Below are 14,368 nucleotides of genomic sequence, written 5' to 3'. Positions count from 1 at the left end.
TTAGGAAGTTTTCATTCAGTATCCTGTTGTATCGGACAAAAAGTTCAGCATCAATAATCATACTCTTATTAATGTTGAGGAGATATAAGGTTTATTATCAGATTCTTCGAACAGCACATCAGGGTTGATAAGTTTTGCACCTTCTTTAAAAATCAGTTTTTCTTGTTCTTTCTTTCTAGTGGTATCAGGGGAATCTGGAGTCAATAAACAAAAACTACTTGGTAATAAAAGAGTTATAGCCAATGATAGCATGATGGTACCAATAAGCGGGTTAAAAACAAATGCTGGTATCGAACCAATTAATAAGGCCATGCTTATTCCAACAGCAGCTAGAGCGGCTTGTTTTACTTCTGGGCTAAGATGAATTTTGTCTTGAACACCAACAGGATAATAAAAGTTGTTATGGTAATGAGATATGGCAAGAGAAGCTGATTGAGGACGCTCCATACAACTTATTAAAGTTTTCGCAAATTTCTCATATTGAGACAGTGTCTGTTGCTTATCATAGGTATTTAAAGTTTTGTTGCTAAGTTCTTTCTGAAATTCAGCAACCCGAAGCTTCAACAAGGTTAAAAAAGAAGTTTTTTTCTTTATGTCTATATCAGCGAGTAAACTTTCGGCATAATCAATTAACTGATCAATAGATTCTTGAGATTTATAACTATGAAATAAAAAATGAGACATGATTTGATTACTCTTAAATAAATGTGGCAGGAAAAGTATCATTATTTTTGTTCATGCAATAGCCGTCGTTAAGCAGTTTTACAGACGTGTAATATTTTTTAACTACCACTTAATTATCTTTTCATTAAGCTTGCGATTGGTTTTCACTTTCTCTCCACTGGATACCGTTAAGCTTGGCTACAAAAGGGAATGCTCAGATTACATTAGGTTAGTTTTGCATTATTAAGAAAAATAATGAAAAATGAATTGTTTCTGTAGCTATTGGGTGTGGTAATAAAGATTTTACATAAGGCATATTAATGAATACAAAAGTTATTTTAATCACTGGATGCTCAAGTGGCATAGGCTTTGATACAGTGTTTGCTTTAAAAAAAAGGGGACATAGAGTTATTGCTTCCTGCAGAAAAACAGTAGATGTTCAAAAACTATTGAGTAAGGGAATTGAGGCGCTTTTATTAGATGTCAGCGATACCACTTCGATTCAAAGTGCCTTTGCGCAATTATTAATTATGACATCGGGCCGCTTGGATATATTGATCAATAATGCTGGATATGGACAAATAGGTGCTTTGGAGGATATTTCCAGGAATACTCTGCGGCAGCAATTTGAAACCAATGTTTTTGGTTTACATGAATTAACGAATTTAGCTATCCCTATCATGCGACAACAGGGAGAAGGGCGCATCATTAATATCAGTTCCATACTTGGCTTAATTAGTATGCCATTTCGAGGTGCCTATAATTCATCGAAATATGCTTTGGAGGGTATGAGTGATACACTTAGACTCGAATTGTCTGGTTCGGGTATTAAGGTTATTACTATAGAGCCTGGACCTATAAGAAGTCAATTTCGTGATAATGCTGTTGATTTTTCTTTGCAGCAAATAGAAATAGAGAAAAGTTATTTTAAGAGCCAGTATAAGGCTATGCTGAGTTCTTTCAAACAAAAAAAAGAAAGCTCTTTTTTTACGCAAGACACCGGAGCAGTGATAAAAAAATTGATTCATGCAATTGAATCGAAAAAACCACAGCCGAAATATCCTGTAACGACAGCAGCTCATTTTTTAATTGGCTTAAAGCGCTTTCTCAGTACCCGTTTTCTGGATAAAGTGATTTTGTTTTTATCCAGAAAGGAGTTATCTTGAGCTGAACTCTTGATCACATCTTTGCCAACACTCTGCTGCTTGTCTGTGGGTTAGTATTTTAGCGCAGTGCTCTGAATCCCGCTGACAAGCAGAAGGCCTTAGGAGAGGAGAGCTGGGCTGAACTGGGCTTTCAGAGATATGTAGGAGATTCAGTTATCTTGAGGACGATCCAGCGAGGTTATATTCAAATAGTTTTATCTGAACTCTTACGGACGGTAGTTCACTTCCTTAACTAAGAGGTCTTGTATAGAGCTTTTTCTGGTATATACTAGTTAGTTATGAAACTAAAACATAAAGTAATTCATTTCTTGATATTATGCAGCATGGTTTTTCTAATAATAAAACCAATTATATTTCACGCCAGTAGTCTGCAGATAACAGGTGATACACAATATGTACATTCCAGTAGTGAATGCCCATCCAGGATGGCATTGGTTGGTTTCTGCTTGTCTAGTATGTATTGTACGATGACTGAAGAAGAATTTGAGATCAGCGTCTTTTCTTCTTTATTAGCTTGTCTCCTCTATTTTGGGATTATTTACTCCAAATACAAATCACCGATATTCTCAATTTTCAAACCGCCAATTTTGGTAAAGTAAATTTGTAATCATCCCCAGTGTTAATTGCTTGTCATTGCCAAGCGTTAATTATTGTTTATCATTAAATTAGGATATTATAATGAGAAAATCGATTTACTTGATCAGTACGCTGTTATTGGTATTTTTTACTCCGTTTGCTTGGTCGTATACTCCAGGTTTTGAAAGTTCCAATCCCGATACTATAATGAATTTTATTCAAGGGAATAGTGTCTATGTTTATTTGAGTGCATTTTTTGGATTAGGTATTTTATTGGCATTTACACCTTGCGTACTTCCTATGGTCCCTATTTTATCCGGAATTATTGTAGGACAGAATGCTATTTCTACTGGAAAAGCTTTTAAGTTGTCACTTAGCTATGTTATTGGAATGGCTGCCGCTTATGCTGGCGCGGGGATGCTTGCGGGATATATGGGAAGTACAATCCAGACATTGATGCAACGCCCACTAGTTATCGTTTCATTCAGTATAATTTTTGTAGTGATGGCTTTTTCAATGTTTGGGTATTTTGACCTTAAACTTCCGGCCAGTATGACCAACAAAATTAATAAAAACCGCCAATTGGGTAATCAGAGAAGCTATCTTTCAGTGGGGATAATGGGTGTTTTGTCAACTTTAATTGTTTCTCCATGCGTTACAGCTCCTTTAATTGGTGTTTTAAGTTATATTGGTCAAAATGGTCAAGTCATGATGGGAGGGATCATTTTATTTGTTATGGCTTTAGGAATGGGCACTCCTCTGATTATAGTGGGTTCCGGTTATGGGAGCTTCCTTCCCAAAGCAGGCCCTTGGATGGTTAAGATAAAGCAATTATTTGGTTTTATTATGTTAGGAATCGCTATATGGATGTTATCACGTATTTTGAATCAGACCATAATTCATATTTTATGGGCCTTTTTGCTCATTACAGCCAGTATCAGTCTAGGTAGTTTGAAGTCACAGAACAGTCTACGTGGTTATATGATACAAGGCTTGGGTGTTATCGTTTTAATTTCTGGAGGTATTACCCTATATAATACAGTAAATTTTGCAGGGAAATCCATTGAAAACACTGCTGAAAAAAGCCCTTTTATTAAAGTAAATACTTTAAGTGCGATTCAATATCAATTGGACCAAGCAAAAAAAGATAAAAGTGTGGTTTTCCTTGAGTTTTCTGCAAATTGGTGCAGCGATTGCCAAGAAATGGATACAAAAGTCTTTAATCAACCAGAAATACAAAAAGCCATGTCTGGTTTAGTAAACATTAAGGTGGATATTAGTAGTGAAAGTAAAGAAGTTGATGCTATTAAAAAGGCTTTTGCAATTTATGGTACTCCAACCATGCTATTTTTTAATAAATCAGGTGAACAAATTGTTTCAATGGTTTCTGTTGGATTTGTTTCCCAATCCAATATGCTCGATTTATTAAAACAAGCACATTCATTAACTTAAACTCTGTGCTGCTTGATTGATTGCTATCGGATAATCAATCAAGTCATTCTTTTTTGGAATTTAATCAATCAATATTATTAAAAATAAATCAATTAATTTTCCAAATATAGAAGAAAAATCTGAATTTGTTTGCTAATATCTTATTGGGTAAATTAAAAATCCATTAACTATCAAGGAAGTAATATTATGAAAAAATCAACAATGGCTGTCGCAGCACTGTTAACTGCATTATCAGCAGCACCAGTAGTTTCTGTAGCATATGCTGATGATACAACCAGTACAACAGTCTCTGGCTGCAAAGGCTGCAAAGGTTGTAATGGCTGCAAGGGTTGTAATGGTTGCAAAGGCTGTGGCGGTTGTGGTGGCTGCGGCGGTTGCAGTGGTGATTAATAATATTCTCTCACAAAGAGGTAGTTTAACTACCTCTTTGTATTACCTAGTTTAATTATGACGAATGAATCAGAGTTTATTTTACCTAAATTGTCCAGATGGCATAAGAAAAATTTTCTAGGTTATGCTTCCCAAGTTTTGGAAGCGCAGCAGCAAATGACAATTAGCAAAGGAAAAAATATTTTGCATTATACGCTCGGGAAGAAGCGACGGCATGAGCGTATGAGTCATTATCCTAAAGGGGATAGGATTGATCGCACCACTGGTTCACAATATTTTTATCATTGTCATCGTGAGAATTTTGAAAGTAATGAACATGGTCACTTCCATTGTTTTTTGCGTTATAAACACATACCAAAGAGGATTAAACCTGCCCCCTTACCTGATTGGGATAAGTACATGGATAATCCAATGACTCATCTTGTTGCAATTGCCATGAATCAATTTGGACAACCAATACGTCTGTTTATGGTTAATCGCTGGGTTACTTCTGAAATTTGGTACAATGCTGAACATGCCCTTTATTTTCTGAAACGTTATAAGATGACATTAATGGATGATCCTTATTGGCGTGTTTTAGATCGATGGGTAGAAGGGATGCTTCATTTGTTTTCTCCTCAAATTGTCTGGTTGCATCAGGAACGCGATAGGCAAATTCAACTTTATCAACAAAATAATCCAGCTGGGAATCCGTATGCCGATCATGAGTTAGAAGAATTATCAGAAATACAAATTGATTTAAAAAAACAAGTTGAATGGATAATAAGCTAGTTGTAAATTAGCTTTGAGTAGATAATAAAATCTGACACGTTGTATCGTAAAGCACTGTTAGTGCTTTATTTTACTCAGCGTCGCTACACCAAGATATAGGAAAGGGAGAGAACCTAAGAGGTGTTTGTATACTTCTTTTCTATAGACTTAATATTAATTATTGATTTTTAATTGCTTATACCTAAAGAAAAATATACAATACGCTTTACTTCGGGGATGCGATTAGGTTTCACTGATCAATCAGAGATTAATTCTATCTGGTATAGAGATTCATGCAAAATCTTACTGAAACTCTTGATTTTTCTTCATTATCTCATGAAAATATTGAAAAATTACTTCGTGATTATAATTTAAACCTTTCTGTTAATGAGGCATTAACTATCCAGAATGAATTTCTTAATAGACCTCCAACTCTGGCAGAATGTGTCTTGTGGTCTATTCAGGGCTCAGAGCATTGCTCTTATAAGAGCAGTCGAATTCATCTAAAACAATTCAATACCTCAGGTCCTCATGTGATATTAGGTGCAAAAGAAGATGCTGGTGTTGTTTCTGTTGTCCAGGATAACAATGGTTATAGATATGGTGTTATTGTTAGTCATGAATCCCATAATCATCCCTCTCAAATAGTTCCTTATGAGGGAGCTGCCACTGGTGTAGGCGGTAATGTGCGCGATGTCTGTTGTATGGGCGGGGAAGTCATTGCAGTAGCAGACAGCTTGCGTTTCGGTGATATCAATCGTTCGCATACTCATTGGATACAAGAAGGTGTGGTGGCAGGTATTGCTGGTTATGGTAATCCATTAGGAATACCTAATATAGCCGGAGATGTCTACTATGATGAAGCCTATAATGAAAATTGTCTTGTTACTGTAGTGACTCTTGGTGTGGTTAGAGAGGATCATATTATACACTCTTATGCTCCTCCGTATGCGGATGATTATGTTTTTATTTTAGTTGGGAAACCCACTGATAATAGTGGTTTTGGTGGCGCCAGTTTTGCCTCGACTGTATTAGAAGAAGATTCCAGAGAGAAGAATAAAGGGGCTGTTCAAGAGCCTAATGCTTTTTTGCAAAGGCATCTTCTTAAAGCAAATTATTCATTATTTCAGAAACTTAGAGAAAAGAATTTAATTAGCAAAGTTGGCTTTAAAGATTTAGGTGCTGGCGGAGTAGCTTGTGCTAGTATTGAGTTGGCTGAAGCAGGAGGCGCTTATGGGGCTGAAATTGATCTGGATAAAGTGCCAGCTGGAATGTCAGGGCTAATGCCTTCGGTTATTTTATGCTCTGAAACTCAAGAACGCTTTATGTGGGTTGTTCCTCCAGATTTAGTAGATACTATTCTCAGGCATTATAATGAAATTTTTGCATTACCTCAGGTTTCAGAAGGGGCGTGTGCTGCGGTTATTGGTAAAATTCGTACCGATGGCTTATATGTAGTTAATTACCAGGGGCATGAGATTGTGAGGGCGAGAGTTCCAGATGTCACGAAAGGGATTGTTTATAAGAGACCGTATTCGCCTAGACAACAACAAATGAGAGAGCCTAGCATCTCTTCACCAGATGATTATAATCAGATTTTATTGAAACTATTGGCTCATGAAAATATAGCCAGTAGAGAACCTATCTTTGAAACTTATGACAAACAAGTCCAAGGTCGTACTTGTCTTGAAGCCGGGTGGGCTGATGCAGGGGTAATGCAGCCATTTAATGAACCAAAATATCCGGAAGAAATCCGCAAAACAGGTATTGCGCTCTCTTTGGATCAAAATCCTCGTTACAACAAAATTGACGCTTATTGGGGGGCCGTTAACGCGGTTGTGGAATCGGTACGTAACGTCGTTGCGGTAGGAGCTAGTCCAATTGCAATAACTGATTGCTTATGTTTTGGCAATCCGGAAAAACCAGAGCAAATGGGAGAATTTGTCGATTCTGTTCGAGGCATTAGTGACGCATGCGCTGCTATTCACTTGAAAGATTATCCCGAAGCCACATTGCCTGTTATTGCAGGGAACATCTCGTTATATAATGAGTCTGCAAAAGGGGCTATTCCTCCTAGCCCGATGATTAGTTGCTTGGGGAGGCTTCCAGATATTGATTTTGCTACTACTTTTGATTTCAAGAAAACGGATAGTCTCCTGATTTTAATTGGGGAACGTAAAAATGAATGCGGTGGCAGTGTTTATTATCAGTTATATGATGAATTAGGCTCTCATGTCCCTAAACCGGATTTAAGCACGTTAAATAGAGAAATTCACGCTGTTTCCGAGGCAATTCAGCTTGGTTTAGTTAATGCAGCCCATGATATTTCTGAGGGGGGCGTAGCTGTTACTCTCGCTGAGATGAGCTTTAAGAATTCTTTAGGTGTTGATGTACAGATTAATGGGGATTTACCTGCTGACCAGCTTCTATTTGGAGAAACAGGCGGATTTATTCTTGAAATAGATCCAAGGTACAAACTCGCCTTTGATAAGCTTTTTTCTCAATATCAAGTACCTTATACGGTTATTGGGCATACAATAGAACAACCGGTCTTACAGATAAATTCAGTTATCAATTTATCTGTTAAAGAAGCAAAGCATGCGTGGGAGAATGGTTTAAGAGAGAGGCTACTGTAATGTCTATTATCAATTATAAATCGGCAGGTGTGGATATCGAGGCAGGAAATGACGCCGTCGTCCGTATTAAGCGTAATGTTGAAAAAACATTTTCATCTGAGGTTTTGACAGGAATCGGTAGTTTTGGTGCTATGTATGATTTGAAGCCCATTATAGAGGAATTCAAGCGGCCAGTGATGGTTCAAAGTATTGATGGAGTGGGAACCAAGACTATTGTTGCTCGAATGATGCAAAAATTTGACACGATTGGAATCGATTTGGTGAGTGCTACTACAAATGACATCATTGTGTTAGGCGCAAAACCATTGACTCTTTTAGATTACATAGCTACGGATCGTCTGAAACCTGAATATATTGAAGAGATTATTATTGGTATGACTCAAGCTTGCCTTGAAAACAATATTTCTTTAGTGGGTGGTGAGACAGCTGAAATGCCGGATACTTATCTAAAGGGTGAACACGATTTGGTGGGAGTTATTACCGGCATCGTGGAGAAGGACGAAGCTGTATTAGGTAAGGATATTGTTCCAGGTGATGTGGTATTGGCATTTCCCTCTAGCGGGTTACACACAAATGGCTATTCACTGGCGAGAAAGCTCTTTTTTGAAGTGGGATCTTATACAGTGGATTCCAAACTGGCAGAGTTGGGTGAAACAGTTGGAGAAGCGTTATTAACCCCCCATATTAATTACACAAATCCCATCCTACATTTATTGAATAATAAAATTTCCATCAAAGGAATGGCTCATATTACCGGCGGTGGAGTTTTAGAAAATATCCCCAGAGTATTGCCTAACAATTGCTCTGTTGAGATAAAGAAAAATTCATGCCCAGTGTTGCCAGTTTTTAATGTATTACGCGCAATAGGACATCTGGATGATCAGGAAATGTATCGTACTTTCAATATGGGAATAGGACTAGTGCTGATGGTCTCTCCAGATACTGTTTCCGAGATGCGTGTTGTTCTCAAAAATTTTCCTGATTTCCCTCTTTATGAAATAGGGCGAGTAGTATCAGGAAAACCCGAAGTGAGATTATTGTAATGAAGATTGCCATTGTTCAGTTTCCCGGTTCTAATTGTGAACGCGAAACTATGCTTGCTGTACAACGTGCAGGCATGACTCCAGTAGAGTTTCTGTGGAATGATTCACCTGAAAAACTGCGAGAAATGGATGGTTATGTTATCGTTGGTGGATTTTCTTATGAAGACCGGTCCAGAGCAGGAATTATTGCGGCTCTGGACCCAGTCATGCAAGAAATAAAAATACAAAGTGAGCAAGGGAAGCCAGTCCTGGGTATTTGCAATGGCGCTCAGATTCTTGTTGAAACGGGTTTAGTTCCTGGCTTAAAAAAATATCAGATTGGCATGGCTCTTACCGAAAACAAACGCATTCTGGATGGCAAAATTTTAGGGACAGGTTTTTATAACAATTGGATTCACTTACGCACTGGTGTTAGGATAAGCAACAACGCTTTTACTCGATATCTATCAAAAGACTCTGTATTGTCAATTCCTGCAGCACATGCTGAAGGACGCTTTGTAATGCCTGCGGCGTTACTCAAAGAATTGGAAGAAGATGGCCTAATTGCATTTCAGTATTGTGACGAGCAAGGACGAGTGATTGATAATTTTCCTGTAAATCCTAATGGTTCTCTCCTTAATATCGCTGCGGTCATGAATAAGTCAGGCAATGTAATGGCTATTATGCCTCATCCTGAGCGGACTCTTGATGGTGATGCGATATTTCTTTCCATAAAAGACTATATCAATGAGAAAAAAAATTTTGCGCCTCATACTTTATCGTATCAGCCAGAGTCGGTCAAAATTACTCCTTATTATAAAAAAGACAGCAGTTATGAATTAATCGTTAAACTCATTATTACTGATAATGCGGCTTTAACAGTACAAAATACTTTAAGACAATTAGGTATTCCGGTCACTGTTAGTCGTATGGTGCATTGGCAAGTGGATACAGATTCTCCTGGAATGGTCGAAAAGATAAAGCAAACAGGGGTTTTCTATAACGAGCGTAAAGAATATTTAGTTGATCCTAAACGAATCTCTACACCATCAGCCAGAGCTTTCCTAGTCAAAGCCAAGGACGATATGATAGGTCAGCAAAAATTGCAAGTGTTACAAGACCACTTTTCTTTAAACAGCATTCGAGCCATACATCATGGAGTTTTATGGATTTTTCAAAGCGAAAATGATAAAATAAACAGTCTGATAGAAGCCATTTTAGCTGCTAATATAATCTTTAACCCTAATGCCCATATCTGCCATGAATACGAACTCTCCTAACCAAGAAGCAATTATTGCTGCATTACCTTTTTGTTTAACAGAAACTTTTTTGCCTTTTGGAAAAAAGTATAAAGGGAAAGTAAGAGACACTTATGATCTTGGTGACAGGATAATTTTGGTGACAACTGATAGGCAAAGTGCTTTTGATAGGTTGCTTGCTTCTGTACCTTATAAAGGGCAGGTGCTGAATTTAACTTCTGCATGGTGGTTTAAGAAAACCCAGGCTATTGTACCTAATCATTTAATTGCAATACCTGATCCCAATGTTGTAGTCGCAAAAAAATGTAAAGTATTCCCTATTGAATTTGTTGTTCGCGGCTATATCTCAGGAACAACCAGCACTTCTCTATGGACACAATATCAAAAAGGGGTGCGAGAATACTGTGGTATCAAGTTTCCTGAGGGATTAAGAAAAAATCAAAAACTCGAAGAGCCGGTCATAACACCAACCACTAAAGAAACAGAACATGACAGACCAATTAGTCCTGAGGAGATCGTAGCAGAAGGTTGGATGACTCAAGAAGATTGGGATGAGGCAAGCACCTATGCTTTGAAGTTATTTCAATATGGAATGGAAGTAGCTCAGCAACACGGCCTGATTTTAGTGGATACTAAATACGAATTCGGGCGTGATGAGAAAGGGCATATCGTTTTGGTAGATGAAATTCATACTCCGGATTCCAGTCGTTATTGGTTATCTAAAAGTTATGAAGAACGATTTGATGCCGGAAAAGAGCCTGAAAATATAGATAAAGAATTTTTGCGTTTATGGTTTGTTGACCAGTGTGATCCCTATAATGATAAGGTTTTGCCTCAGGCACCGCAGGAATTAATTGTTACTTTGGCTTCAAGATATATTCAACTTTATGAAATGATTACCGGCGAATCATTTGTCTATGAAAATAATTTTTGTCCAGTAAATGAAAGGATACTGCATAATATAGAACAATGGTTAGCTTAACTTTGAGCCAGGGGAAAGACTTATGTGTGGTATTGTAGGAATTTATAGTCATGAACCCGTTGCTGCTGAGCTTTATGATAGTTTGATTCATTTGCAACACAGAGGACAGGATGCCTCGGGCATTCTAACCTGTTCTGATCGATTCTATTTCAAACACGGTCTTGGTCTGGTGAGAGAGGCTATTCTTTCAGAAGATATTTTAAGACTTAAAGGAAATATTGGCATTGCCCATGCTCGTTATCCTACAGCAGGTGGTTATAGTGAAACAGATATACAACCTCTTTGGATAGGTAGTCCGCGCGGAATTGCGCTTGCCCACAATGGTAACCTGGTTAATTACCAGGAGCTGGTTGAAGATTTTTGCGGTAAACAACATAGACATTTAAATTCCACTCTTGATTCTGAAGCCCTCTTATTACTACTAGCAGACTCCCTGGCAAAAGGCTCTTACTCTGATAATGATGAAGAACAATTCTTTCAATTGTTATGTACAGCAGTGACTCAAATACATCAACGTGTTCAAGGTTCCTATTCTGTAGTGAGTTTGGTCATTGGTAAAGGTTTAGTCGCCTTCAGGACCCTCACGGTATCCGCCCTTTAGTGTGGGGTGAAAGAATACGAGAAGATGGCAGTAAAGATTATATTTTTGCATCGGAGACAACTCCTTTTTATGCTTTAGGTTTTGAGCCGAAGGGGGATTTAAGACCTGGTGAAGTGGCTTATGTGAATAGCCGAGGACAATTCTATAGAAAAGTGATAACCCCTAAAAAATTTACACCTTGTGTTTTTGAATATGTTTACTTTGCTAGACCGGATGCCACCTTAGACGATGTCAGCGTTTATCGCGCCAGATTGCGTATGGGGCAAAATTTGGCAAAAAGCTGGAAAAAAAGATTTCCCGACTCGCTTCCTGACGTGGTAATTCCAGCCCCCTCAACAGCAAACACTGCTGCATTAGCTTTTGCTAATGAACTTGGAATACGTTATTCCGAAGGATTGTATAAAAATCCTTTTATCGGACGTACCTTTATCATGCCCAATCAGGAATCTCGTTCTCGACAGGTTCGTTACAAGCTAACTCCTCAAAAAACTGAAATTAATAAAAAGAAAGTTCTCATCGTTGATGACAGTATTGTGAGAGGAACTACATCACGTGAAATCGTCAAAATGATACGAGAATTTGGAGCTTTAGAAATCTATTTCGTATCGACTTGTCCCCCAATTAACAACCCCTGTTTTTATGGTATTGATATTCCCTCACGCAAAAAATTGATAGCAGCTTATCAGAGTGAAGAGGAAATTCGTCAATTTTTGGGAGTAGACAAATTACTTTACCAGACCCAGGAAGATTTGATAGAAGCTGTTTCTCGCCGAGGCCAATATGATATGAGCAGACCTTGTATGGCTTGTATGGATGGCCAGTACATTTGTGGACAAATTACAGAAGAAAAAATTAAATTATTGGAGAGAAAAAGGCTAAGCGAGAATGGTCTAGAAACTGAGATAGGAGAGATGTCCTGATGAATATTCTTATTGTTGGTTCTGGCGCTAGAGAGCATGCTATTGCTAAGGCCTTAAATAAATCATCTCATAAACCAAAGCTTTTTTGTTTTGGGACATCGAGAAACCCAGGGATTCAAGCTCTCACTTCTGATTATTGGGTGGGTGATATTACAGATTCCAATCAAATTGAGCAAAAAGCATTACAATGGCAAGTTAATATAGCAATTATTGGTCCAGAGGCTCCATTGGCAAATGGTGTGGCTGATGCATTATGGGATGTTGGAATTGCCACCATAGGCCCTAAGAAAAATTTAGCACAAATAGAAACAAGCAAGGCTTTTGCCAGAAAACTAATGGAAGCACACCAAATTGCTGGATTACCTCGGTATAAGGCATTTACTAGTTTAGAAGGAATAAAAGAGTTCTTATCTGAGTTAGGTGAGAATAATTATGTCGTTAAAGCAAATGGCTTAATGGGTGGGAAGGGCGTAAAGGTTGGCGGAGAACATATCTTCTCTTTCGAAGAAGCAATAACTTATTGCAGAGAAATTTTTGAGCATAATCAGTCCTTAGTTATTGAAGAAAAATTGATCGGTCAAGAATTTTCCTTTATGTGTTTTTCTGACGGTGTTTCCTTGGTTCCTATGCCTCTTGTACAAGATCATAAACGAGCATATGAACATGATAAAGGACCAAATACTGGGGGGATGGGAAGTTATTCAGCAGCAGATCATAGTTTACCATTTTTATCATCAGAGGATGTTCGTGCCGCATTTGAAATTAATCAATCCGTGATCAAGGCACTAATGGCTGAGACATCCGATAAATACATAGGAATAATTTATGGCGGATTTATCGCGACTGCTCATGGGGTTTATGTGATTGAGTTTAATGCTCGTTTTGGAGATCCTGAATCACTTAATGTATTAAGCTTGCTAGAGTCTGATTTTGTCAATTTATGTATTGCAATGACTACTGGTAATTTGCAGAATGAATCGGTTAGTTTTTTTAACAAAGCGACTGTATGTAAGTATACTGTACCAGATGGTTATCCTGATAATCCTTTGCGTCATGTTGAGATTGATATTGCTGATGTCGAGCATAAGGGCAGTTTGTATTTAGCTGCAGTCCATCAAGAAGACGGTAAACTCTATGCTACAGGTTCTAGGACAGCGGCTTATGTTGGAATAGCGAATACTTTAAGTGAAGCAGAAGAAATTGCTGAGCAAGAAATAAGTCATATCAAAGGGCCTTTATTCCATAGGAAAGATATTGGCACATTACCATTAATTAATGCACGCATTGAAGCAATGCGTAAGTTGCGTGCCTTATGATCCGTTTAGGAATATTAGGCTCAACTCGTGGTACCAATATGCTGGCCCTTATTGATGCAATGAATAAGGGATTTCTTAATGCAACTATAGAGATTGTTCTGAGTAATAAACTCAATGCCATCATTCTGGAAAGAGCTAAATCATTTGGCTTAGAGTTTCAATTCATCAGTCCCGAGGGGTTAAGTCGCGTTGACTTTGATAAAAAGGTTAGTGAGATATTAATAAATCACCAGATAGAGCTAGTGGTCTTGATAGGATACATGAGGATATTATCAGCTGATTTTGTCAGTAAATGGAATAATCGAGTAATTAATGTTCATCCCTCTTTGTTACCAGCATTCGCAGGAAAAATGGATACAGAAGTACATCAAGCTGTTCTTGATTCCGGTGTTAAGGAAACTGGTTGTACTATTCATTTTGTGACAGAAGAGGTAGATGCTGGACCTATTATATTACAAAAAAAATGCCCGGTTTTGATAGAAGATACGGTTGAATCATTAAAAGCCAAGGTACAGCAGCTAGAAGGTTTAGCATTGATTGATGCAATCAACTTGATTGCTTCGAAAAAAAAGCCGTTACCTTGATAAATGTTTGTATTATAAAAAAGCAAAAAGTGCCTGTTCCAATCAGCGCAC

Annotated in this window: 12 protein-coding genes and 1 pseudogene; 12 read left to right on the top strand and 1 reads right to left on the bottom strand. The window is 37.8% G+C overall.

Annotated features, from left to right (window positions below; genetic code table 11):
• Positions 1-57: 57 nt before the first annotated feature.
• Positions 58-684 carry a lpg1689 family Dot/Icm T4SS effector gene (locus OK13_RS05090; protein ID WP_035888415.1) on the bottom strand — a complete coding sequence of 209 codons (627 nt, stop codon included), beginning with the start codon at positions 682-684 and terminating at the stop codon, positions 58-60.
• Positions 685-977: 293 nt separating this feature from the next.
• Here OK13_RS05090 and OK13_RS05085 point away from each other — a divergent pair, with 293 nt between their 5' ends.
• The 12 genes and pseudogenes from OK13_RS05085 to purN all read left to right on the top strand — a co-directional run bounded on the left by OK13_RS05085 (position 978) and on the right by purN (position 14,317).
• Positions 978-1,829: an SDR family NAD(P)-dependent oxidoreductase gene (locus OK13_RS05085; RefSeq protein WP_152571585.1), complete on the top strand. Its 852-nt coding sequence runs from the start codon at positions 978-980 to the stop codon at positions 1,827-1,829.
• A 278-nt stretch (positions 1,830-2,107) separates the two neighbouring features.
• Positions 2,108-2,428, top strand: a complete 321-nt coding sequence (locus tag OK13_RS16260; protein ID WP_081964872.1) for a lpg1681 family protein — start codon at positions 2,108-2,110, stop codon at positions 2,426-2,428.
• A gap of 79 nt (positions 2,429-2,507) precedes the next feature.
• Entirely contained in the window at positions 2,508-3,857 is a 1,350-nt protein-coding gene (gene dsbD / locus OK13_RS05080; RefSeq protein WP_035888410.1) for a protein-disulfide reductase DsbD, read from the top strand.
• A 186-nt stretch (positions 3,858-4,043) separates the two neighbouring features.
• Positions 4,044-4,247 carry a hypothetical protein gene (locus OK13_RS05075; protein WP_035888406.1) on the top strand — a complete coding sequence of 68 codons (204 nt, stop codon included), beginning with the start codon at positions 4,044-4,046 and terminating at the stop codon, positions 4,245-4,247.
• Positions 4,248-4,304: 57 nt separating this feature from the next.
• Complete coding sequence (locus OK13_RS05070) at positions 4,305-5,018, top strand: DUF6969 family protein (RefSeq protein WP_035888402.1); 714 nt, start codon at positions 4,305-4,307, stop codon at positions 5,016-5,018.
• 272 nt (positions 5,019-5,290) lie between these two features.
• Positions 5,291-7,633 (top strand): phosphoribosylformylglycinamidine synthase subunit PurL, encoded by a 2,343-nt coding sequence (gene purL / locus OK13_RS05065; protein WP_035888399.1) that lies wholly within the window; start codon positions 5,291-5,293, stop codon positions 7,631-7,633.
• Positions 7,633-8,676: a phosphoribosylformylglycinamidine cyclo-ligase gene (gene purM, locus OK13_RS05060; protein ID WP_035888396.1), complete on the top strand. Its 1,044-nt coding sequence runs from the start codon at positions 7,633-7,635 to the stop codon at positions 8,674-8,676. Before purL ends, purM begins: the two co-directional genes overlap by 1 nt.
• Positions 8,676-9,935: a phosphoribosylformylglycinamidine synthase I gene (purQ, locus tag OK13_RS05055; protein WP_035888393.1), complete on the top strand. Its 1,260-nt coding sequence runs from the start codon at positions 8,676-8,678 to the stop codon at positions 9,933-9,935. The genes purM and purQ overlap by 1 nt, the downstream gene beginning before the upstream one ends.
• A complete protein-coding gene (locus tag OK13_RS05050; protein WP_035888461.1) occupies positions 9,916-10,896 on the top strand; it encodes a phosphoribosylaminoimidazolesuccinocarboxamide synthase in 981 nt (326 codons plus the stop codon). The genes purQ and OK13_RS05050 overlap by 20 nt, the downstream gene beginning before the upstream one ends.
• A gap of 22 nt (positions 10,897-10,918) precedes the next feature.
• Positions 10,919-12,417 (top strand): annotated as a pseudogene (gene purF / locus OK13_RS16010) (amidophosphoribosyltransferase).
• Complete coding sequence (gene purD, locus OK13_RS05040) at positions 12,414-13,733, top strand: phosphoribosylamine--glycine ligase (protein WP_081964871.1); 1,320 nt, start codon at positions 12,414-12,416, stop codon at positions 13,731-13,733. The pseudogene purF and the gene purD overlap by 4 nt, the downstream one beginning before the upstream one ends.
• Positions 13,730-14,317: a phosphoribosylglycinamide formyltransferase gene (purN, locus tag OK13_RS05035; RefSeq protein ID WP_035888388.1), complete on the top strand. Its 588-nt coding sequence runs from the start codon at positions 13,730-13,732 to the stop codon at positions 14,315-14,317. The genes purD and purN overlap by 4 nt, the downstream gene beginning before the upstream one ends.
• Positions 14,318-14,368: the final 51 nt, after the last annotated feature.

Source organism: Legionella norrlandica, assembly GCF_000770585.1.
In the GTDB taxonomy this organism is placed as follows: domain Bacteria; phylum Pseudomonadota; class Gammaproteobacteria; order Legionellales; family Legionellaceae; genus Legionella; species Legionella norrlandica.
Note: the sequence above shows the minus strand (reverse complement) of the source record. Positions and strands in the feature narration are given on the sequence as shown.